Origin of the sequence: Streptomyces sp. 2131.1 (assembly GCF_900105515.1) — a bacterium.
GTDB classification, from domain to species: domain Bacteria; phylum Actinomycetota; class Actinomycetes; order Streptomycetales; family Streptomycetaceae; genus Streptomyces; species Streptomyces drozdowiczii.
Genome location: NZ_FNSY01000001.1, coordinates 4886449 through 4908062 on the forward strand (window position 1 = coordinate 4886449; position 21614 = coordinate 4908062).

Sequence of the window (21614 nt, forward strand, 5' to 3'; positions counted from 1 at the left end):
CTGCGCGGTTCGGGCCGGTGGGTGCGGTGGGGTCGTCGCTCACTTCGCGCCGAGTGCCGTGCGCAGGGCGGCGAGGTTGGACTTCATGACCTCGATGTAGTCATCGCCCTTGGATGCCTTGGTGATTCCCTCAAGGGGGTCCAGGACGTCGGTGCGCAGTCCGGTGTCGCGGGCGACGGTCTTCGCGGTCTTGTCGCTGGCGAGTGTCTCGAAGAAGACGGTGGTGACCTTCTTCTTCTCCGCGACGGAGTGCAGGGCGCTGATGCGGGCGGGGCTGGGCTCGGCCTCGGGGTCGATGCCGGCGATGCCCTCCTGGGTGAGACCGTAGCGCTCGGCGAGGTAGCCGAAGGCGGAGTGCGTGGTGATGAACGTCTTCGTCGCGGTGTTCTTCAGCCCGGTCCGGTACGCGGTGTCGAGCGCGCCCAGCTCGTTGACCAGCGTGTCGGTGTTCTTGCGGTAGTCCGCGGCGTGGTCCGGGTCGGTCTTCTCCAGCGCCTTGCCGACGCCCTTGGCGACCTCGCTGTACTTCACCGGGTCCAGCCAGATGTGCGGGTCGGCGCCGGCCTCCTCGCCCTCGTGCTCGTGGGCGTGCTCGTCGTGGCCGTGTTCCTCGCCGCCGACCTCCGTGCCGTGGTCCTCCAGCGAGGTCAGCGTCGTGACGTCGAGGGTGTTCTCGGACTCCGACTGCTTGATCGCGTCGTCGACGGCGGGCTGGATGCCCTTGAGGTAGAGGATGAAGTCGGCGTCGGTGAGGCCGCCGATCTGCCGGGGGCTTAGCTCCAGCTCGTGGGGTTCCACGCCGGGCTTGGTGAGGCTGGAGACCGAGACGTGGTCCCCGCCTATGCGCTCCGCCAGGAACTGCATCGGATAGAACGACGCCACCACGTCGAGCCGGTCGCCGCTCTTGTGATCGGAGGCGTCGGAGGACGAGCAGGCGGTGAGGGCGGTGAGACCGAGGGCGGCCGCGCCGGCGACGGCGGCGGTGGATATGAGGCGGCGTACGTTCATGACAGTCATTTTCAACAAAAGTGGAAACGATTGTCAACAAGCGGGGTTCGCGGCCGGGACCGATACCGATTTGATCGAAGGGGCGTGGCCGCCGGTAATCTGGGCCCTTCGCCCGCCCGTTCCGTCGTCGTAATGAAGAGAGCACCGTGGCCGCCGACAAGATCGACACCATCGTCAGCCTGAGCAAGCGCCGTGGCTTCGTCTACCCCTGCAGCGAGATCTACGGTGGCCAGAAGGCCGCCTGGGACTACGGGCCGCTGGGTGTCGAACTCAAGGAGAACCTCAAGCGCCAGTGGTGGCGCTACATGGTCACCTCCCGCGAGGACGTGGTCGGTCTCGACTCGTCGGTCATCCTGGCCCCCGAGGTGTGGGTGGCCTCCGGCCACGTCGCCACGTTCTCCGACCCGCTTACCGAGTGCACCTCCTGCCACAAGCGCTACCGCGCGGACCACCTGGAGGAGGCGTACGAGGAGAAGCACGGCAAGGCGCCCGTCAACGGCCTGGCCGACCTCAACTGCCCGAACTGCGGCAACAAGGGCACGTTCACCGAGCCCAAGCAGTTCTCCGGCCTGCTCTCCACGCACCTCGGCCCGACCCAGGACTCCGGCTCGGTCGCCTACCTGCGCCCCGAGACCGCCCAGGGCATCTTCACCAACTTCGGCCAGGTGCAGACCACCTCGCGCAAGAAGCCCCCGTTCGGCATCGCGCAGATGGGCAAGTCCTTCCGCAACGAGATCACTCCGGGCAACTTCATCTTCCGCACGCGCGAGTTCGAGCAGATGGAGATGGAGTTCTTCGTCAAGCCGGGCGAGGACGAGCAGTGGCAGGAGTACTGGATGGAGCAGCGCTGGAACTGGTACACCGGCCTCGGCATGCGCGAGGAGAACATGCGGTGGTTCGAGCACCCGCAGGAGAAGCTCTCCCACTACTCCAAGCGCACCGCTGACATCGAGTACCGCTTCCGCTTCGGCGGCAGCGAGTGGGGCGAGCTGGAGGGCGTCGCCAACCGCACCGACTACGACCTCACGGCCCACTCCAAGGCCTCGGGCACGGACCTCTCCTTCTTCGACCAGGAGAAGAGCGAGCGCTACACCCCGTACGTCATCGAGCCCGCGGCCGGTGTCGGCCGCGCGATGCTGGCCTTCCTCCTCGACGCCTACAACGAGGACGAGGCGCCGAACGCCAAGGGCGTCATGGAGAAGCGCGCCGTGATGCGCCTCGACCCGCGCCTGGCACCGGTCAAGGTCGCGGTCCTCCCGCTGTCCCGCAACCCGCAGCTCTCGCCGAAGGCCAAGGGCCTCGCCACCGACCTGCGGCAGAACTGGAACATCGAGTTCGACGACGCGGGCGCCATCGGCCGCCGCTACCGCCGCCAGGACGAGATCGGCACGCCGTTCTGCGTCACCGTCGACTTCGACACCCTGGACGACAACGCGGTCACCGTCCGCGAGCGCGACACGATGAAGCAGGAGCGCGTGTCCCTGGACCAGATCCAGGGCTACCTGGCCACCCGGCTGCTCGGCTGCTGACGGCCGCACCCGCTGAACGAGCCCCCGCTTCCGCGCCCGCCGCGGAACCGGGGGCCTCTGCGTCGGGGGACCGCGGGCGGAAAACCTGGTGAGGCGGACGCCCGGTGTGGGTACCGTCCTGACCATGTATTCGTTCTTCCAGATCTACGAGTGAGAGCGCGGCGGGCCCGACCACCCGCCGCCCCCCGGATCGATCCGAGGTCGCGAGAGACCTCACCGAGACCACACATTGGGAGAACCCCATGGCCAAGAGCCGCAACAACCTCCTCGGCGTCGGCGGACAGCGCAAGAAGCTGTCCCGCTCCGGGGCGCAGGGGGCCGGCCCCGCCGGAGAGGCCGACCGCAGGACGGCCGCCGACCAGAAGCAGGAGCTGCTCCGCAAGATGCGGGAGCGGGCCGAAGGGCCCGCGCAGCCGGACACCGCGGACGCCGAGGCGTCGGCCGCGGAGCCGGAGGCCCCGGCGCAGAGCTGACGAGCGCGTGGGCGCCGAAGGCGCCTGCTCTCGCCCTGGCAGCCCGGGCCGTTCGGCCCGGGCTGTCGCGCGACTACGGCCTCGCCGGGGGTCGGCCCACACGGGCCCGCCCCGGCGAGGCCCCCGCCGCCCGCCGTGCCGCCGTACCGTCGCGCGGCCCCGCGACCGCCCGGACACCGCGCCCGCAGGGCGCCACCTCACCCCACCGTGCGCGGCAGCCGCAGGCTCAGCGCGGCCGTCAGGGCGACCGCGGCCAGCTGCACCAGCAGGGTCACCACCAGCGCGTCCCGCATCCCCGAACCGGGTGCCAGGGCCAGGAACAGCGAGCCGAGCGTCGCCACGCCGAGGGTCAGCGTCGCCTGCTGGGTCGTCGTCATCACGCCGCCGCCCACCCCGGCCCGCTCCGGCGGAACGTCCGACAGGATGATGCGGAAGATGACGGGCAGCTGGAGGCCCTGGCCGAAACCGGCGACGGCCATTCCCGGCATCAGGCCCGCCATGCCCAGGTCGGGCCAGCCCCGCCACACCGTGAGCGCGAGCACCGCCACGCCCACCGCCTGGATCAGCCCGCCCGCAGTCACGACCCGGCTGCCGTACCGCCGTACCAGCCGGGGGCCGGCCAGCGATGCCACGAAGAAGGCCACCGCCATCGGGGCGATCGACAGGCCGGACTGCGCCGGGCCCAGCTTCAGGCCCTGCTGGAGCGCCACCGCGATGACGAACATGAAGCCGCCGAAGCCCACCGAGAACGGCACCACCAGGGCGAGACCGCGCCGCAGCGACTCCAGGCGCAGCAGGCTCGGCGGAACCAGCGGGGTCAGCCCGCGCCGGTCCGCCCGCCGCTCCACCCGGTAGAACGCCGCCGCCGCGAACGGGAACAGCGCCAGCGACACCCAGGTCCACAGCGGCCAGCCCGCCGCCCGCCCCTCCGTCAGCGGGGCCAGCAGCGTCAGCAGCGACACCGCGAGCAGCAGCGTGCCCGGTACGTCGACGGGCGCCGGCCGCTCCGACCGCGTCTCGGGCACCGTGCGCGCCGCCAGGACCAGGCCGACCGCCGCGACGGGCACGTTGACCAGGAACACCGAGCGCCAGCCCGCGCTCTCGCCGAACACCGAGGACATCGGCGCGGCGGCGACCAGCGCGCCGCCCAGGATCTGGCCCGCGACCATCGAAAGCCCCGCGGTCGCCCCGTACAGGCTCATCGCCCGGGCCCTGCGGTGGCCGGAGGTGGCCGCCTGGATGGTGGCCAGTACCTGCGGGAGCATCAGCGCGGCCGACGCGCCCTGCGCGACCCGCGCCCCGACCAGGGACCAGGCGTCCGGGGCCAGCCCGCAGGCCAGCGAGGTGAGTCCGAAGGCCGCGATGCCGGCCAGGAACAGCCGGCGCCGGCCGGCCATGTCGCCGAGCCGCCCGCCGAGTACGAGCAGCACGGCGTACGCGAGCCCGTAGCCCGCGACGACCAGTTCCAGCAGGGCGGGGCCCGCCGCGAGGTCGTGGTCGATGGTGGGCAGGGCCACGTTGACGATGAAGAAGTCGATCAGAGGGAGGGCCGCGCCCAGCAGCACCGTGAACAGTCCCAGCGTGCCGAGCACCGGGCCGGGATGGTCGTGGCGCACGACCGGGGAGGCCGTGGCGCTTGCCGTTGTCGTCCGTACAGATGATTCACTCACGCCACCGACGATCGCCCGGCACGCAGCCTGGTACCAGAGTGTCTTTATCCTGGTACAAGGACCACCAGGCACAGGCGGTCCGCAGTCCCCGCACCGCCCGCACCCTGGAGGCATGACGACCATGGCGACGCCGGCCACGCAGACGGCCGCCCCCGGCGGGGGCGAGCCCGACGTCCGGCGGCACGAACTCGCGAACTTCCTGCGCAGCCGCCGCGAACGGATCACCCCCGAGCAGGTCGGCCTCGTCCGGGGCCGCCGCCGGCGGACGCCCGGGCTGCGCCGCGAGGAGGTCGCCCAGCTCTCCGCCGTCGGCGTCACCTGGTACACCTGGCTCGAACAGGCCCGGGACATCCAGGTCTCGCCCCAGGTCCTCGACGCCCTCGCCCGCGCCCTGCTGCTGGACCGCAGCGAGCGCAGCCACCTCTTCTCGCTCGCGGGCGCCATCGATCCCGCCCCCGGCACGGACTGCCCGCACATCACCACGGCGCTGCGCACCATGCTGCGGCAGCTGGAGCCGATCCCCGCCTGCGTGCAGAACAGCCGGTACGACATCCTCGCCCACAACCGTACGTACGGGCGGCTGCTGTGCGACATGGACGCGGTCGCGCCCGAGGACCGCAACGTCATGCTGCTCGCCTACACCAACGAGCAGTGGCGCGCCTCGGTCATGGACACGGCCGAGGTGACCCGCTTCATCACCGCCAAGTTCCGCGCGGCCATGGCGGAACACCTCGCCGAGCCCGCCTGGAAGGAGCTGCTGGGGCGGCTGGAGGCGGCCTCGCCGGAGTTCCGCGAGAACTGGGCCCGGCACGAGGTCGTCGGGGCGGGCAGCCGGTCCAAGGTCTTCCGCAACGCCTGGGTGGGGCTGCTGCGCGTCGAGACCACCGACCTCTGGCTCGGCCCGTCGGCCGGCCCCCGCCTGGTCAGTTACGCGCCCCGCGACGCGGAGACGCGCGAGCGGCTGGAGCGGCTCCAGGAACTGGTCCGCGCGGCGGAGGCCGCAGAGGACTGAGCGGCGGACTCACGCCCCCGCCCGCGCCGTCGAGGAGTGGGCGGCCGGGCCCTCGGCCACGGGCTCCGCCAGCCGTTCCGCCGTCCGGCGTGCCGTCCCCCGCGCCCAGCGACCGCTGCTCAGCGCCCCCACGAACAGGACCGCGAGACCGCAGCCCGTCACGATCCACCAGCCCGGCCTGCTCGCCTCCACGAAGCCGTCCGCCGAGCCGGCGGATCCGAGGGACCCGCCCAAGCCCGCCGCCAGGACCGCGCCGATCACCGCGACACCGAGGGTCTGCCCGATCTGGCGGCTCGTGGAGGCGACGGCCGCCGCCACGCCCGCCTGGGAGCGGGGCATGCCGGAGACCGCGGTGTTGGTGATGGGCGCGTTCACCGAGCCGAAGCCCAGGCCGAACAGCACGTACGCGGCGAACATCGAGACCGTCCCGGTCTCCGCGTCGAACGCCGCCAGCATCAGCCCGCTCACCGCCATCGCCCCGCCCGCGATCAGCAGCGGGATGCGCGGCCCGCGACTGGCCACCAGCCGCCCGGACAGCGGCGACAGCAGACACACCACGGCCGCCATGGGCAGCGTGTAGAGCCCGGCGTCCAGCGCGCTCAGCCCCCGGACGTCCTGGAGATAGAGCGTGTTGAGGAAGAGGAAGCCGCCGAGCGCGGCGAACGCGCTGACCGCGATCACGGTGGCCCCGCTGAACGGCACGCTGTGGAAGAACCGCAGGTCGATCAGCGGGTCCGCGCGCCGCGGCTCGTACACGAGCAGTCCCACCAGGGCCGCCGCCGCGAGACCGGCGAAGAGCAGGATCTCGCCGGAGGTCCACCCCTTCTGCGGGGCCTCGATGATCGCGTACGTCAGCGAGCCGAGCAGTGTGATCACCAGGAACTGGCCCAGCGGGTCCGGGCGGCGGGCCCGGTGGGCGCGCGACTCGGGGACGTAACGCCAGGTCAGCAGCAGGGCGGCGAGGCCGACCGGGAGGTTGACCCAGAAGATCGACCGCCAGCCGACCGAATCGACCAAGGTGCCGCCGACCACCGGGCCGGCCGCCATCGAGATGCCGACGACGCCGCCCCAGACCCCGATCGCACGGGCGCGCTCGCGCGGATCGGTGAAGGTGTTGGTGATGATCGACATCGCGACCGGGTTCAGCATCGAGCCGCCCACGGCCTGCACCATCCGGAAGGCGATGAGGGCCTCCAGGTTCGGCGCCAGCGAGCAGAGCGCCGAACCCAGGGTGAACAGGACCAGCCCGGCCATGAAGACCTTGCGCCGGCCGATCCGGTCGGCGGTGGAACCCGCGAGCATCAGCAGGGAGGCGAGGACGAGCGTGTACGCGTCGATCGTCCACTGCATCCCCGCGACGCTCGCGTCCAGTTCCCGGCGCATGGCGGGCAGGGCGACATTCAGGGCGGTGGAGTCGAGGCTGACGATCAGCAGGCTCATGCAGCAGATCGCCAGCACCAGCATCCGTCGTCGGTGGCTGAGCTCAGGCATCCATCGATAGTACGACTAACTAACGACTGCTGCCGCCAGTGCCTCCGCCGCGTCCCGGACCAGCGGGTGGTCGCCCGCCGCGTCGGAGGCTCCGGCGGGCTTCGTCGTCAGTACTGCCAGGACCACCGGCACGCCCTCGGGCGTCCACGCGACGCCCACGTCGTTGCACGAGCCGTACGAGCCGCCGCCCGTCTTGTCGGCGACCGTCCACTCCGGCGGCAGCCCGGCCCGGAACCGCGTACCGCTCGTCCGGCAGTTGAGCAGCCAGTGCGTCAGCCGCCCGCGGTCCCGGCGCTCCAGCACGTTCCCCAGGACGAGCCGGGCGTAGTCGCGGGCGAGCGCGGACGGGGTGGTGGTGTCGGTGACCCGGCCCGGCTCCGCGGAGTTCAGCAGGGGCTCCCAGCGGTCCAGCCGGGTCACGCGGTCGCCCAGGGAGCGCGCGAAGCGGGTGACGGCGGCCGGGCCCCCCAGCTCGCGCAGCAGCAGGTTGGCCGCGGTGTTGTCGCTGTCGCCGATCGCGGCGTCGCACAGGCGGGCGACGCTCAGCCCGCTCGCGAGGTGCTCCGGGGTGTCGGTGACCGGCGAATCGGACACGCAGTCCGCCTTCGTGTAGCGGACCACCTTCTCCAGCACCTCGCCGTCCCGGTCCAGATCCCGCAGGACGGCCGCCGCGGCGAGCGTCTTGAAGGTGGACAGCATCGGAAAGCGCTCGTCCGCCCGGTGCCGCACCGCGACCCCGGTGGCCACGTTGTACGCGAAGGCGCCGACGCGGGCCCCGTGCGCCCGCTCCAGCTCGCGCAGCCGGGCCGTCGTGGCGCCCTCCGCCGCACGGGCGGTCCCCGCACCGGCGAGCAGCGCGCCCACGGCCCCGGCGCCGCCGAGCGCGAGCAGTCCGCGCCGGCTGGGGGAGGCCGGGGTCAAACGGGAAGAGGTCGTCGTCATGAGCTCGGTCTCCTTCGTCCGCCGGCTCGTCGCCGGAATCCCCACGCTACGGCGGCGCTCCGGCAACGCCCGCTCCTTCCCCGCCCCGGCGGGTTGCGACCGCCTCGGGAGCAGTCGCCGGGGTACGGGACAATGGGGCCATGACCACGCTCGCCCCCTCGCCCCCGCTGCTCCGCATCGGCCCGCACACCGTGCAGCCGCCGGTGGTCCTCGCACCCATGGCCGGCATCACCAACGCCCCCTTCCGGACGCTGTGCCGGGAGTTCTCGGGCGGCAAGGGGCTGTTCGTCAGCGAGATGATCACGACGAGGGCCCTGGTCGAGCGCAACGAGAAGACCATGCAGCTCATCCACTTCGACGCGACCGAGACCCCGCGCTCGATCCAGCTGTACGGAGTGGACCCGGACACCGTCGGCAAGGCGGTCAGCATGATCGTCGACGAGAACCTCGCCGATCACATCGACCTCAACTTCGGCTGCCCGGTCCCCAAGGTCACCCGCAAGGGCGGCGGCTCGGCCCTCCCGTACAAGCGGCCGCTGCTGCGCGCGATCCTGCGCGAGGCCGTCTCCCGCGCCGGGGACCTGCCCGTCACCATCAAGATGCGCAAGGGCATCGACGACGACCACCTCACCTACCTCGACGCCGGCCGGATCGCCGTCGAGGAGGGCGTCACGGCGGTCGCCCTGCACGGCAGGACCACCGCCCAGCACTACGGCGGCACCGCCGACTGGGACGCCATCGCCCGCCTCAAGGAGCACGTCCCGGAGATCCCGGTGCTCGGCAACGGTGACATCTGGTGCGCGGACGACGTCCTGCGCATGATGCGCGAGACCGGCTGCGACGGCGTGGTCGTGGGGCGCGGCTGCCTGGGCCGGCCCTGGCTCTTCGGCGACCTGGTCAGCGCGTTCGAGGGCACGGAGACCCGGCAGGCGCCCACCCTGCGCACCGTCGCCGACGTGATGCTGCGCCACGCGACGCTGCTGGGGGAGTGGATCGGCGACGAGGCCCGGGGCGTGATCGACTTCCGCAAGCACGTGGCCTGGTACCTCAAGGGCTTCGCGGTCGGCTCCGAGATGCGCAAGAAGCTGGCGATCACCTCCTCCCTGGAGGAGCTGGGCTCCCAGCTCCAGGAGCTGGACCTCGACCAGCCCTGGCCGGACGGCGCCGACGGACCGCGCGGGCGCACCTCGGGCAACAACCGGGTGGCCCTCCCGGACGGCTGGCTCAAGGACCCGTACGACTGCGCGGGCGTCAGCGCCGACGCGGAGCTGGACACCTCCGGGGGCTGAGGAAGCCTCGTGCGTGTGGGCACTCGGTGCCCACACGCACCTCTCGCTCATCTGAGCGCCAAATGGGCCGCGAATCGGCCCCGGGGATCTCGGATCGATGGCCTACGGACGAGTACGCCCCTCATTCACCACGTTGAGTGAGCGAGAAGTGCACCCAGAGTTGCCAAACGGGTGTCCGGATGGTGACATCTGAGCGGCCTCCATGGAGTGATTCTCGCCACCTTGAGAGCCCTGGTGCTCACATGAGCGTGAAATCCGGTGCTGCACTTCTCAAAGGATGGCACTGGGTGCCAGGTGGTCGGACTTTGATCGATCGACGCTTCGGTTACTTTCAGCCACGGAATGGCGTGTTCCGGATGGCGCTGCGTCATCCTGTGTACGAGTCCTGAACGCATGCCTCCGAGCGTCCTCCGAACGGCCGACTTTCGATCTGCTGGCGGACGGGTGGTTACGGCCGTACGACGCGCAAGTGGACGTACCCACACACCTTCGATCTGGGTATGTTCCTCGCCGTCAGGGCAGCCACCGCGTCCTCGAGGAGTCGAGACCCGTGTCGGAAAACAAAGATGTGCAGAAGTTCGTCTACGACTTCACCGAGGGCAACAAGGATCTGAAGGACCTGCTCGGCGGGAAGGGGGCCAACCTCGCCGAGATGACCAACCTCGGGCTCCCCGTCCCTCCCGGCTTCACCATCACCACCGAGGCGTGCAAGGTCTACCTCGACAGCGGTGACGAGCCGGCCGCCCTCCGCGACGAGGTGAGTGCGCACCTCGACGCCCTGGAGCGGCGGATGGGCAAGAAGCTCGGCCAGGCCGACGACCCGCTGCTGGTCTCCGTACGCTCCGGCGCCAAGTTCTCGATGCCCGGGATGATGGACACCGTCCTCAACATCGGGCTCTCCGACGCCTCCGTCGTGGGCCTCGCCGACCAGGCCGGTGACGAGCGGTTCGCGTGGGACTCCTACCGCCGGCTCATCCAGATGTTCGGCAAGACCGTGCTCGGCGTCGACGGCGAACTCTTCGAGGAGGCGCTGGACGAGGCGAAGGCGGCCAAGGGCGTCACCGTCGACGTCGATCTCGACGCGGGCGACCTGAAGAAGCTGGTCAAGCAGTTCAAGAAGATCGTCACGCGCGACGCCGGCCGCGACTTCCCGCAGGACGCGCGCGAGCAGATGGACCTCGCCATAAAGGCGGTCTTCGACTCGTGGAACACCGACCGGGCCAAGCTCTACCGCCGCCAGGAGCGCATCCCCGGCGACCTCGGCACCGCCGTCAACGTCTGCTCCATGGTCTTCGGCAACCTCGGCCCCGACTCGGGTACGGGCGTCGCCTTCACCCGTGACCCGGCCAGCGGCCACCAGGGCGTGTACGGCGACTACCTCCAGAACGCGCAGGGCGAGGACGTCGTCGCGGGCATCCGCAACACCGTGCCGCTCGCCGACCTGGAGGCGATCGACAAGAACTCGTACGACCAGCTGCTCAAGATCATGGAGACGCTGGAGACGCACTACAAGGACCTCTGCGACATCGAGTTCACCATCGAGCGCGGTCACCTGTGGATGCTCCAGACCCGGGTCGGCAAGCGCACCGCCGGTGCCGCCTTCCGCATCGCCACCCAGCTGGTGGACCAGGGCCTGATCGACGAGGCCGAGGCGCTCCAGCGGGTCAACGGCGCCCAGCTCGCGCAGCTGATGTTCCCGCGCTTCGACGACACCGCGAAGACCCGGCGGCTCGGCCGGGGTATCGCCGCCTCGCCCGGCGCCGCGGTCGGCAAGGCGGTCTTCGACTCGTACACCGCCGTCAAGTGGTCCCGGTCCGGCGAGAAGGTCATCCTGATCCGCCGCGAGACCAACCCGGACGACCTGGACGGCATGATCGCCGCCGAGGGCATCCTGACCTCGCGCGGCGGCAAGACCTCGCACGCCGCCGTCGTCGCCCGCGGCATGGGCAAGACCTGTGTCTGCGGCGCCGAGGAGATCGAGGTCGACACCAAGCGCCGGCGCCTGACGGTCGGTGACATCGTCGTGGAGGAGGGCGACGTCGTCTCCGTCGACGGCTCCACCGGCAAGGTCTACCTCGGCGAGGTCCCCGTCGTGCCGTCCCCGGTCGTCGAGTACTTCGAGGGCCGGATGCACGCGGGCGCCGACGACGCCGACGAGCTGGTCGCCGCCGTGCACCGGATCATGGCGTACGCGGACCGGGTGCGCCGGCTGCGGGTGCGGGCCAACGCGGACAGCGCGGAGGACGCCCTGCGCGCCCGCCGCTTCGGGGCCCAGGGCATCGGGCTGTGCCGCACCGAGCACATGTTCCTCGGCGAGCGCCGCGAGATGGTCGAGAAGCTGATCCTCGCCGACACCGACAAGGAGCGCGAGACCGCCCTGGAGCAGCTGCTCCCGCTCCAGAAGGCGGACTTCATCGAGCTGTTCGAGGCGATGGACGGGCTGCCGGTCACCGTACGGCTGCTGGACCCGCCGCTGCACGAGTTCCTGCCCGACATCACCGAGCTCTCGGTACGGGTGGCGCTCGCCGAGGCCCGCAAGGACGCCAACGAGAACGACCTGCGGCTCCTCCAGGCCGTGCACAAGCTGCACGAGCAGAACCCGATGCTCGGGCTGCGCGGCGTCCGGCTCGGCCTGGTCATCCCCGGCCTGTTCGCCATGCAGGTGCGGGCCATCGCGGAGGCGGCCGCCGAGCGCAAGAACGCCAAGGGCGACCCGCGCGCCGAGATCATGATCCCGCTCGTCGGCACGGTCCAGGAGCTGGAGATCGTCCGCGAGGAGGCGGACCGGGTCATCGCCGAGGTGCAGGCCGCCACCGGCACCGACCTCAAGCTGAAGATCGGCACGATGATCGAGCTGCCGCGCGCCGCGCTGACCGCGGGGCAGATCGCGGAGGCGGCGGAGTTCTTCTCCTTCGGCACCAACGACCTGACCCAGACCGTCTGGGGCTTCTCCCGCGACGACGTGGAGGCCTCGTTCTTCACCGCGTACCTGGAGAAGGGCATCTTCGGGGTGTCGCCGTTCGAGACCATCGACAAGGACGGCGTCGGCTCGCTGGTCAAGAACGCCGTCGCGGCCGGCCGGGCCACCCGCCCGGACCTGAAGCTCGGCATCTGCGGGGAGCACGGCGGCGACCCCGAGTCGGTGCACTTCTTCCACGAGGCCGGCCTCGACTACGTCTCCTGCTCGCCGTTCCGCATTCCGGTGGCGCGCCTGGAGGCGGGCCGTGCGGCGGCCGGGCCGCGGGGCAGCGACAGCCGCTGACGCGGCGCCTCCCACCCATTCCGCCTCCGCCGCCGGTACACCCCACCCTCACCGAACCGGCGGCGGACGCGGAATTCCGGAGACGGCGGCACCCTGTGCGGGGGTGCCGCCGTCTTGTCGTACGGACCGGCGCCGCCATGGGTTGTTGTCATGCTCACGTGAATGATGTGTCCGGCGTCCATTGCTTCGTTTAATGCGCAAAGAAATCGAGCTGAACGGACCCGGGTGCGGCCCGTGGATCCCCATCCACGGGCCGCACCCGGCTTACCCCCATCGAGTGCGGAGCCGCACCATTGCCAACCGCCGCCGAACGAGCAAAACCCCCCACGGCCTTCACTCGCTCTTCCGGTGGCTCCGGAATCGCACCCGACGACGCACAGCCTTTCGTCCGGCGGCGGGTCGGGGCGAGGCGTTTCACCTCTGGCCGAAACCCCGTGGTGACGTGCTGTTACGATTCGCATACGCTTGCGAGGGGGGAATTGCAGGTGCAAGGGGTGGGAGTTCGGTGCTGCGTATCCATGTCTCCGGATGGGACCTTTCCAGGGTGCGGATGGCCGCCGGGCCGGACGCGCTGTGGGAGACCATTCTCAGCTTTCACCGGCTGAGGGACCGGAGGGCTTCCGCGGTCTTCGGGAAATGGCGCTCGGAAACCCGCCCGAGGTTGAGCGGTGAAGTACGGCTGCTGTCCGCGGTCGTTCCGCAGCGCGGATATTTCCCCGACTTCCTGACTCCTTCTCAGGAAAACTCCGAACCGCTCCGGCTCGACGCCGGAATGGAAGCCGTGCGCGCCACCCCGCCCGAGCGGCTGCGCGCCGAGATCGCCGTCCTGGAGGAGTCCGGCCCGCCCGGCGCCCGGCGCACCGCCCGCCGCGCCCGCCTGGAACCGCTGCGCGAGGGCGGCCCCGGGCCCCTCGGCCGGCTCGTCGGCGCCTTACGGGACTACCACCGCGCCGCCGTCGAGCCGTACTGGCCGCACATCCAGTCCGCCGTCGAGGCCGACCGCGCCATCCGGGGCCGCGCCCTGCTGGACGGCGGCACGGACGAACTGCTCCACTCGCTCCCGCCGGTCATCCGGTGGCGGGCGCCCGTCCTGGAGGCGGACTACCCCGTCGACCGGGACCTCCACCTGGACGGGCGCGGACTGCTCCTCCAGCCCTCGTACTTCTGCCGGGGCACCCCCGTCGTCCTGCGCGACCCCCTGCTCCCGCCCGTCCTGGTCTACCCGGTCGCCCACCCGGCCGCCCCGGCCTTCGCCGAACCGGGCCCCTGGCTCGGCCGGCTCCTCGGGCAGACCCGCTCCACGGTCCTGCGGGCCATCGGCGACGGCTGCACCACCAGCGAACTGGCCCGGCGCGCCGGGGTCTCCCTCGCCTCGGCCAGCCAGCACGCCTGCGTCCTGCGCGAGGCGGGCCTCGTCCACACCCTGCGGCACGGCGGCTCGGTCCTGCACACCCTGACCCCGCTGGGCGGCTCGCTGCTCAGGGGCGGGGCGCCGCTGGCGGTTTCCTGAGCCGGACCGCGCGGAAAGGATCCGCCGCCGGCACCGATGAGTTCCGGGCGGCCCCGGCGTCTACCTGTCGAGAAGCGTTCGACAGAGGCACTTCGACAGAAGCACTTCGGCAGACGCACAAGGAACCACGCACCGAGAGAGCGAGACGGCCATGCCTCAGATGATCTTCGTGAACCTGCCGGTCAAGGACCTGGAGACGTCCAAGGGCTTCTACGGCAAGCTGGGCTACTCCTTCAACCCGCAGTTCAGCGACGAGCGCACCGCCTGCCTCGTCATCAGCGACACGATCTTCGCGATGCTCCTCCAGGAGGAGCGCTTCAAGGACTTCACCAAGAAGGAGATCGCGGACGCCTCCAGGTCCACCGAGGTGATCCTCGCCCTCAGCGCCGACAGCCGCGAGAAGGTGGACGAGCTGGCCGACGCGGCCCTCGCGAGCGGCGGATCGCCCGCCAACGAGCCGCAGGACCTCGGCTTCATGTACGGCCGGTCCTTCCAGGACCCGGACCACCACATCTGGGAGGTCGTGTGGATGGACCCGTCGGCCGTCGACGACCAGGGCTGACCTACAGCCCGGGGTACGTCACCCCGGTCAGCTGCTCCGAGGCCACCCACAGCCGCTCGCCCGCCACGTCGTCGCGCGTCCGGTCCGCCCGCCAGGACGGTCCGGGAGCGCCGCGCCGGCCCCGCCGCGGGCCGGTGAACCAGTCGGGGCGCACACCCGGCGCGGTGGCCGCGTACAGCGTGGGCAGGGCCCCGGCCGACGCGGGCTGGGCGAGGACGTTGACGAGGCCCATGACCCGTTCCACCGCCCTGCGCCTCTCCATCCGGGCTCCCGCCGTGTGCAGGTCGGTCGCGGCGAGGCCGGGGTGCGCGGCGGCGGCGACCAGAGTGCTGCCGGCCGCCGCGGCCCGCCGGGCCAGCTCGTGGACGAAGAGCAGGTTGGCGGTCTTCGAGCGCCCGTAGGCGATCCAGCGGTGGTAGGTCCGCTCGCTGTTGAGGTCGCCCATGTCGATGTCGGCCAGCGCGTGCATCCCGCTGGAGACGGTCACCACCCTGGCCCCCTCGGTGGCCAGCAGCTTCGGCAGCAGCAGCCCGGTGAGCGCGAAGTGCCCGAGGTGGTTGACGCCGAACTGGGTCTCGAAACCGTCGGCGGTCCGCCCGTACGGCAGGGCCATCACACCGGCGTTGTTGATCAGCAGATCGAGCGTGTCCGCCCGGTAGTCCGCCGCGAACTCCCGTACGGAGGACAGGTCGGCCAGATCCAGGGCGGCGAACTCCACGTCCGCGCCGCGCACCGCGTACCGGATGCGGTCCGCCGCCTCCTTGCCGCGCCGTTCGTCGCGGCAGGCGAGCAGCACCCTGGCGCCGCAGCGGGCCAGTTCGCGGGCGGTGTGCAGCCCGATCCCGCTGTTGGCTCCCGTCACCACGGCCGTCCTGCCGCTCTGGTCGGGTATGTCGCGCGCACTCCAGCCGTGGCTCATGGATCAAGCGTACGACCGGGGACGAGGATGGCCGGAAGTACCCGTTCGGGGGTTCTTCCGGCCGTCTCCGCACGAGCGGACGCGTTCAGTCCGCGCGCACCTCGAAGACCGGTACGGAGACCTCGTCGTCGTCCAGGCAGGCCCCCGTCGCCAGGTCGAAGCGCTGCTTGAGCAGGGGCGAGGCGACGAAGGGCTGCCCGCCGTCCGAGCCGACGAGGCCGCGCGAGAGGACGTAGGCGCCGGTGAACGGGTCGCGGTTGTCGATGGCGTACGTCCGCCCCGCCCGGTCCAGGAACAGCGCGACCTGCCGGCCGTCCGGGAGGAGGGCGGCGACCCCGCGCCCCGGGGTCAGCAGCGAGCGGTCGCACACGGTGAGCCAGCCGTCCCCGGCGGCGAGCCGGATGCTGCGGGTGTCCTGCGCGGTCTCCAGCGTCTGCGTGGTCATCAGGAGGCGGTCCCTTCAAGAGTGCGGATGGCGAGAACCGGGCCCGCGAGGATGTCCAGGTCGGGCTTGACCTGGTCGCGTTCCGGGACGAACTTGACCGACGGGTCGGGCGCGTCGGGCGCGTTGACGAAGGTGACGAACCGGCGCAGCCGCTCCGGGTCGTTGATGGTCTCCGCCCACTCGTCGCGGTAGCCGCGGACGTGGTCGGCCATCAGCCGCTCCAGCTCGTCGCAGAGCCCGAGCGAGTCGTGCACGACGACGTCCCGGACGTGCTCCAGGCCCCCCTCGATCCGCTCCAGCCAGGCCGAGGTGCGCTCCAGCCGGTCCGCGGTGCGGATGTAGAACATCAGGAACCGGTCGATCAGCCGGACCAGTTCGGCGTCCGACAGGTCCTGGGCGAGCAGGTCCGCGTGGCGCGGGGTGGCGCCGCCGTTGCCGCCCACGTAGAGGTTCCAGCCGCCCGCCGTGGCGATGATCCCGAAGTCCTTGCCCCGGGCCTCCGCGCACTCCCGGGCGCAGCCCGACACCGCCGACTTCAGCTTGTGCGGGGCGCGCAGGCCCCGGTAGCGCAGCTCCAGGTCGATCGCCATCTTCACGGAGTCCTGCACGCCGTAGCGGCACCAGGTCTGCCCCACACAGGACTTGACCGTGCGCAGCGACTTCCCGTACGCGTGCCCGGACTCGAAGCCCGCGTCGACGAGCCGGGTCCAGATCAGCGGCAGCTGGTCGACGCGGGCGCCGAACAGGTCGATGCGCTGGCCACCGGTGATCTTGGTGTAGAGCCCGAAGTCGCGGGCCACCTCGCCGATCACGATCAGCTTGTCCGGGGTGATCTCGCCGCCGGGTATGCGCGGCACGATCGAGTACGAGCCGTTGCGCTGGAGGTTGGCGAGGAAGTGGTCGTTGGTGTCCTGGAGGGCCGCCTGCTCGCCGTCCAGGACATAGCCGCTCGCGCCGACCGTCGGGGCCAGCGAGGCGATGACCGAGCCGACCGTCGGCTTGCAGACCTCGCAGCCGTCGCCGCCGCGCGCCTCCTCCCGCCCGTGCGAGTCCAGCAGATCCGCGTACGAGGTGATCCCCAGGGTGCGGACGATCTCGTACAGCTCGCTGCGGGTGTACGCGAAGCAGCCGCACAGACCCGCGTCCTGGCTCTGCGGGAGCAGCTGGCCGATCACCTTGACGCAACTGCCGCAGCCGGTGCCCGCCTTGGTGCACTTCTTCACCTCGGGAAGCGTGGTGTGCTCGCAGATCGCGCCCTTGGTGACGTTGTGGCAGGAGCAGATCACCGCCTCGTCGGGCAGCGAGGAGGGGCCGAGCGCGACCGGGCCGCCCGCGCCCGCCGGGAGCACCAGCTGCTCCGGGGCGACGGGAAGGACGGTGCCGGTCATCGGGCGCAGCGTGCCGTACTGGTCGGCGTCGCCCACCAGCACTCCGCCCAGCAGGGTGCCGTCCGCCGCCACCACCAGCTTCTTGTAGACGCCGGAGCGGGCGTCCGAGTACACGACGTCCAGGCAGCCGTCGGCGGTGCCGTGCGCGTCGCCGAACGAGGCCACGTCGACGCCGAGCAGCTTCAGCTTCGTCGACAGGTCTGCGCCGGTGAACGCGGCCTTCTCGCCGGTGATCACCTCGGCGGCCGTCAGCGCCATCTCGTACCCGGGCGCCACCAGCCCGTACACCCGGCCGTCGGAGGCGAGCGCGCACTCCCCGATGGCGAAGACCGCCGGGTCCGAGGTCCGGCACTCCTCGTCGACGACGATGCCGCCGCGCTCCCCGACCGCCAGACCGCAGTCCCGGGCCAGCTGGTCGCGGGGGCGCACCCCGGCCGAGAACACCACCAGGTCCGTGGCCAGCGAGGAACCGTCGGAGAGCGCCATCCCGGTCACCGCGCCGTTCTCGCCCGCGGTCACCTCCTGCGTCCCGACCCCGGTGTGGACGCTCAGGCCCATGTCCTCGATGGTGCGCAGCAGCGCCGCGCCCCCGCCCTCGTCGACCTGGACGGGCATCAGCCGGGGCGCGAACTCCACCACGTGCGTCTCCAGGCCGAGGCCCTTCAGCGCGCCTGCCGCCTCAAGACCGAGCAGCCCGCCGCCGACCACCGCGCCGGTCGTCGCGTTCTTCGCGTACTCCTCGATGGCGAGCAGGTCCTCGATCGTCCGGTAGACGAAGCAGCCGGTGCTGTCCTTGCCGGGGACCGGCGGCACGAACGGGTAGGACCCGGTCGCGAGCACCAGCGTGTCGTACGCGAAGACCTCCCCGGACCGCGCGGTGACCGTGCGGGCCGTGCGGTCCACGGACACCGCCGGGTCGCCGAGCCGCAGCTCGAAGCCGTGCCGCTCCATGAAGCCGTGCTCGACCAGCGACAGGTCCTCCGGGGTCGTCCCCGCGAAGTACGAGGTCAGCTGGACCCGGTCGTAGGCGGCGCGGGGCTCCTCGCACAGGACGACGACCCGGGCGGTGCCGGCGGTGCCGGTCAGCCCGCGCTCGGCCAGGGCTTCCAGGAAACGCTGGCCGACCATCCCGTGCCCGACGACCACGAGGGTGGGCGCGGCGGCAGGGGAGGTGGGGGTGGTCGGGGGAGTGGACACCGGCATCTCGGGGCCTCCGTCGTCGGTGAGCAGTTTCGGCAGGGCCACAGGCGCCGGGCCTGTGTGCTCATGACGGAAAGCGTGTCCCGGCGGTGTTACCCGGCCGGTTCCCCGCTGTTTCCCGGGAGGAACCTTGCGCTCAGCACCCCCCGTCCGGACCTGTGAGGCCGCCGGAAAGCCGCCGTGGGCTGCGGGAACCTCAGAGTTGGCTCAACTTTCCCGCCGGGTCGCCGGGATGGTTGGACGGCGCATGTATCCGCTCCATAGGGTCGTGTCCATGCCGGACATCACCCTGACCACCCTTGTCGTGCTGTGCCTCGCCGCCGCCGCGGCCGGCTGGGTCGACGCGGTGGTCGGCGGCGGCGGGCTGCTCCTGCTGCCCGCGCTGCTGCTCGGCCTGCCGCATCTGCCGGCCGCGCAGATCCTCGGCACCAACAAGGCGGTCGCCATCGTCGGTACCTCGGGCGCCGCCGTCACCTACGCGCGAAAAGCCCCCGTGAAGGTGGGTACGGCGGTGCGGATCGGGCTCGCGGCCCTGACCGGGTCGATGACCGGCGCGTTCTTCGCCGCCGGGATCAGCAGCGAGGTGCTGCGCCCGGTGATCATGGTGGTGCTGCTCGCGGTCGCCGCGTTCGTCATGCTGCGGCCCCAGTTCGGCCGGGCGGCGGGGGACGGTGTCCCGCCCGAGGTCACGCGCGCCCGCATGGTCACCGCGATCGTCCTGGTGGGCGGCGGCATCGGCCTGTACGACGGACTGTTCGGCCCCGGTACGGGCACCTTCCTGGTGCTCGCCCTGACCGCCGTGCTCCACCTCGACCTGGTCACCGCGTCCGCCACCGCGAAGATCGTCAACGTCTGCACCAACGCCGGGGCGCTCGCGATGTTCGCCCACCAGGGCAACGTGCTGTGGCAGCTGGCGGCCCTGATGGCGGTGTTCAACCTGGCGGGCGGTCTGCTGGGCGCGCGGATGGCGTTGCGCAAGGGCAGCGAGTTCGTGCGCGGGGTGCTGCTGGTGGTCGTGTTCTCGCTGGTCGCGAAGCTCGCGTTCGACCAGTGGCACGCCTGAGCGGAGCCTCAGCGCACGCTCGTGAGGTGGGCGTACGCCACCACGTTCCCCCGGTAGCCCGTCGCCTCCGAGTAGCCGCCGCCGCAGGTGATCAGCCGCAGCGAGGCGTGTGCGGACGCGCCGTAGACCCGCTGGTCGGGGAAGTCGTCGCTCTCGTACACCTCGATCGCGTCGAGGGTGAAGACGGCGGTGCGGCCGTCCTGCCGGTCCACCTCGACGGTGCTGCCCTTCTTCAGCGATCCGAGGTCGTAGAAGACGGACGGGCCCTCGGCGTTGTCGACGTGGCCGGCGACGATCGCGGTGCCCTTGGCGCCGGGCGGTGTGCCGTCCTTGTACCAGCCGACGATGTCGGTGTTCCCGGCCGGCGGCACGTCCAGGCTGCCGTCGGCCCCGAGCCCGAGCCGCATCATCGGCGCGTCCACCCGGATGGCGGGGATCCGGATGCGTACGGGCGCGGAGGGGCGCAGCGGCTCGGCGACCGGTGAGCCGGGCAGCAGGGCGGGCCCGGCGGTGAACGCCTGGGCCGCGGCTGGTCCGGGCGGGGTGAGCCGGGTGCCCGCGCCGCTCTGGATCAGCCAGACACCGGCCAGCGCCACGACGACGAGCAGCCAGCCCTTGGCCTTCTGGGACACGGTCGTCCTCCGGGGTGCGGAAGAAGGGGGAGACGGTCCCGTCCCGGTGGCGCGGGGCCACCGGGACGGACACCGGGCGGTACGGAGGGGTGGATGCCTCCGTCAGCCGGCGTCCCGCGTGCCGCTCGCCCGGCGACGCAGGAGCCAGGCTCCGCCGACGGCGGCAGCGGCGAGTACGCCGGCTCCCGCCGCGATCTGGGTGGTGTCCGGGCCGACGCTGCCGCCGACTCCGGTCTTCACGTGGCCCGAGGGGGCGGTGGGCGCGGCCGAGGTGCGGTGGCCCGAGGGCTCGCGCTGACCGGACCCGGTGTCGTCCCGGCCGGGTGCGGTCGTGTGGCCGGAGGGGAGGGGGCGCTCGGTGGGCGTGGTGCGGCCCGCCTCCGAGGGGGCGTCCGGTACGAGGGCGGAGCCGGCGGCCTCGGCGTCGAGACCGTCCAGGCCCTCCGTGTCCTCGTCGCCGCCCAGCCCGTCCAGGTCGGAGAAGTCGTACGCGGGCGCTTCGGAGGTCGCGGCGGGGTCCTCGGTGCCGGCCTCGTCGGACGCGTCGGCCCCGTCGCGGGAGGAGCCGGCCGCCCGCTCGGCGGACTTCACCTCGATCTGCCCGGTGGCCTTCTCGCCGTTCGCGCAGTCCACGCCGATGCCGTACGAGCCGGGCGCGACGCCGCCGGGCACCCGGAAGGAGCCGGCCAGGGTCTCTTCGAGGGAGGCGGGCACCAGCGGGAACTCCGGGGCGTCCAGCGCGCTCGCGTCCCCGGTGGCGCTGCCGCCGCTTCCGCAGGCGGTGGTGTCCACGGTGACCGTGGTGCCCGGAGCGGCGCTCGCGGGGGTGATCCGCAGGGATGCCGGTCCCTCCCCGTACGCGGACGGGGCGGCGGCGCTGAGGCCGAGCGCGGCGGCGGCGAGGGCCGCGGCAGCGGTGCCGGTCACGAGTCGGGCAGGACGGCGCATGGGGGTTTCCTCCGGACCTGGGCGCTGGCGGATGTGTCCTGGCCCCGAGCCAACAGCCGGACCGGCCTCCATGCCTGCTGACACCGAGTCAGCTCTCACCCGTTCGGCCCGGCGCGGCGCCCTTGCCAAGCCGCGTCCGCGCAGGTCAAGGCGGTGGTGGCGGGTGAGGTGCGCGGCTCGCGGCACCCCGGTGCCGTTCGGGTGACGGGGCCGTCGTCCTATGTGATGCATGTCACACGCGTGAGGTGGAGCTGAGCGGGAAGACGCAACA

Annotated in this window: 17 protein-coding genes; 8 read left to right on the forward strand and 9 right to left on the reverse strand. The window is 71.9% G+C overall.

The annotated features are described in order from the left end of the window. Positions 1 to 39: 39 nt before the first annotated feature. A complete protein-coding gene (locus tag BLW14_RS21935; RefSeq protein ID WP_093708905.1) occupies positions 40 to 1008 on the reverse strand; it encodes a metal ABC transporter substrate-binding protein in 969 nt (322 codons plus the stop codon). Between the two features lie 146 nt (positions 1009 to 1154). Here BLW14_RS21935 and BLW14_RS21940 point away from each other — a divergent pair, with 146 nt between their 5' ends. After that, the gene (locus tag BLW14_RS21940; RefSeq protein WP_093708906.1) at positions 1155 to 2537 is read left to right on the forward strand and encodes a glycine--tRNA ligase; all 1383 of its coding nucleotides are present in this window, start codon (positions 1155 to 1157) and stop codon (positions 2535 to 2537) included. Between the two features lie 242 nt (positions 2538 to 2779). Next, entirely contained in the window at positions 2780 to 3010 is a 231-nt protein-coding gene (locus BLW14_RS21945; protein ID WP_093708907.1) for a DUF6243 family protein, read from the forward strand. 197 nt (positions 3011 to 3207) lie between these two features. On the opposite strand, the gene BLW14_RS21950 is transcribed toward BLW14_RS21945, so the two are convergent. After that, a complete protein-coding gene (locus BLW14_RS21950; RefSeq protein WP_177154055.1) occupies positions 3208 to 4680 on the reverse strand; it encodes an MFS transporter in 1473 nt (490 codons plus the stop codon). A gap of 112 nt (positions 4681 to 4792) precedes the next feature. Between BLW14_RS21950 and BLW14_RS21955 the strand changes: the two genes are divergently transcribed. After that, positions 4793 to 5692 carry an MmyB family transcriptional regulator gene (locus tag BLW14_RS21955; RefSeq protein ID WP_093708909.1) on the forward strand — a complete coding sequence of 300 codons (900 nt, stop codon included), beginning with the start codon at positions 4793 to 4795 and terminating at the stop codon, positions 5690 to 5692. A 9-nt stretch (positions 5693 to 5701) separates the two neighbouring features. Here BLW14_RS21955 and BLW14_RS21960 read toward each other — a convergent pair whose 3' ends face one another. Both BLW14_RS21960 and bla read right to left on the reverse strand, forming a co-directional pair. Continuing rightward, a complete protein-coding gene (locus BLW14_RS21960) occupies positions 5702 to 7183 on the reverse strand; it encodes an MFS transporter (protein WP_093708910.1) in 1482 nt (493 codons plus the stop codon). Between the two features lie 15 nt (positions 7184 to 7198). Further along, positions 7199 to 8125 (reverse strand): class A beta-lactamase, encoded by a 927-nt coding sequence (bla, locus tag BLW14_RS21965; protein ID WP_093710813.1) that lies wholly within the window; start codon positions 8123 to 8125, stop codon positions 7199 to 7201. 140 nt (positions 8126 to 8265) lie between these two features. Between bla and dusB the strand changes: the two genes are divergently transcribed. From dusB to BLW14_RS21985, 4 genes are all read left to right on the forward strand, one after another. After that, positions 8266 to 9414: a tRNA dihydrouridine synthase DusB gene (gene dusB, locus BLW14_RS21970; protein ID WP_093708911.1), complete on the forward strand. Its 1149-nt coding sequence runs from the start codon at positions 8266 to 8268 to the stop codon at positions 9412 to 9414. Positions 9415 to 9964: 550 nt separating this feature from the next. Beyond that, positions 9965 to 12676 (forward strand): pyruvate, phosphate dikinase, encoded by a 2712-nt coding sequence (gene ppdK, locus BLW14_RS21975; RefSeq protein ID WP_026242685.1) that lies wholly within the window; start codon positions 9965 to 9967, stop codon positions 12674 to 12676. Positions 12677 to 13181: 505 nt separating this feature from the next. Further along, positions 13182 to 14186, forward strand: a complete 1005-nt coding sequence (locus BLW14_RS21980; RefSeq protein WP_177154056.1) for an ArsR/SmtB family transcription factor — start codon at positions 13182 to 13184, stop codon at positions 14184 to 14186. A 151-nt stretch (positions 14187 to 14337) separates the two neighbouring features. Then, complete coding sequence (locus BLW14_RS21985; protein WP_093708913.1) at positions 14338 to 14748, forward strand: VOC family protein; 411 nt, start codon at positions 14338 to 14340, stop codon at positions 14746 to 14748. A 1-nt stretch (position 14749) separates the two neighbouring features. Here BLW14_RS21985 and BLW14_RS21990 read toward each other — a convergent pair whose 3' ends face one another. The 3 genes from BLW14_RS21990 to nirB form a co-directional block, all read right to left on the reverse strand. Further along, positions 14750 to 15667 (reverse strand): oxidoreductase, encoded by a 918-nt coding sequence (locus BLW14_RS21990; protein WP_093708914.1) that lies wholly within the window; start codon positions 15665 to 15667, stop codon positions 14750 to 14752. An 85-nt stretch (positions 15668 to 15752) separates the two neighbouring features. Next, positions 15753 to 16112, reverse strand: coding sequence for a nitrite reductase small subunit NirD (nirD, locus tag BLW14_RS21995; RefSeq protein WP_093708915.1), 360 nt, complete (start codon positions 16110 to 16112; stop codon positions 15753 to 15755). After that, a complete protein-coding gene (gene nirB / locus BLW14_RS22000; protein ID WP_093710814.1) occupies positions 16112 to 18703 on the reverse strand; it encodes a nitrite reductase large subunit NirB in 2592 nt (863 codons plus the stop codon). The genes nirD and nirB overlap by 1 nt, the downstream gene beginning before the upstream one ends. 271 nt (positions 18704 to 18974) lie before the next feature. Here nirB and BLW14_RS22005 point away from each other — a divergent pair, with 271 nt between their 5' ends. Beyond that, on the forward strand, positions 18975 to 19763 hold the full coding sequence (locus BLW14_RS22005) for a sulfite exporter TauE/SafE family protein (protein WP_093710815.1): 789 nt from the start codon (positions 18975 to 18977) through the stop codon (positions 19761 to 19763). Between the two features lie 8 nt (positions 19764 to 19771). On the opposite strand, the gene BLW14_RS22010 is transcribed toward BLW14_RS22005, so the two are convergent. Continuing rightward, entirely contained in the window at positions 19772 to 20395 is a 624-nt protein-coding gene (locus BLW14_RS22010) for a class F sortase (RefSeq protein ID WP_093708916.1), read from the reverse strand. 102 nt (positions 20396 to 20497) lie between these two features. After that, complete coding sequence (locus BLW14_RS22015) at positions 20498 to 21343, reverse strand: hypothetical protein (protein WP_256332862.1); 846 nt, start codon at positions 21341 to 21343, stop codon at positions 20498 to 20500. Positions 21344 to 21614 lie beyond the last annotated feature (271 nt).

Excerpts from the sequence above, each read along its gene's own strand:
- BLW14_RS21985 (WP_093708913.1), top strand. The coding sequence starts at position 14,338 with ATGCCTCAGATGATCTTCGTGAACCTGCCGGTCAAGGACCTGGAGACG.
- BLW14_RS21960 (WP_093708910.1), bottom strand. The coding sequence starts at position 7,183 with ATGCCTGAGCTCAGCCACCGACGACGGATGCTGGTGCTGGCGATCTGC.
- bla (WP_093710813.1), bottom strand. The coding sequence starts at position 8,125 with ATGACGACGACCTCTTCCCGTTTGACCCCGGCCTCCCCCAGCCGGCGC.
- BLW14_RS21955 (WP_093708909.1), top strand. The coding sequence starts at position 4,793 with ATGACGACCATGGCGACGCCGGCCACGCAGACGGCCGCCCCCGGCGGG.
- nirD (WP_093708915.1), bottom strand. The coding sequence starts at position 16,112 with ATGACCACGCAGACGCTGGAGACCGCGCAGGACACCCGCAGCATCCGG.
- BLW14_RS22015 (WP_256332862.1), bottom strand. The coding sequence starts at position 21,343 with ATGCGCCGTCCTGCCCGACTCGTGACCGGCACCGCTGCCGCGGCCCTC.
- dusB (WP_093708911.1), top strand. The coding sequence starts at position 8,266 with ATGACCACGCTCGCCCCCTCGCCCCCGCTGCTCCGCATCGGCCCGCAC.
- nirB (WP_093710814.1), bottom strand. The coding sequence starts at position 18,703 with ATGCCGGTGTCCACTCCCCCGACCACCCCCACCTCCCCTGCCGCCGCG.
- BLW14_RS21935 (WP_093708905.1), bottom strand. The coding sequence starts at position 1,008 with ATGAACGTACGCCGCCTCATATCCACCGCCGCCGTCGCCGGCGCGGCC.
- BLW14_RS21945 (WP_093708907.1), top strand. The coding sequence starts at position 2,780 with ATGGCCAAGAGCCGCAACAACCTCCTCGGCGTCGGCGGACAGCGCAAG.
- BLW14_RS21990 (WP_093708914.1), bottom strand. The coding sequence starts at position 15,667 with ATGAGCCACGGCTGGAGTGCGCGCGACATACCCGACCAGAGCGGCAGG.
- BLW14_RS22005 (WP_093710815.1), top strand. The coding sequence starts at position 18,975 with ATGCCGGACATCACCCTGACCACCCTTGTCGTGCTGTGCCTCGCCGCC.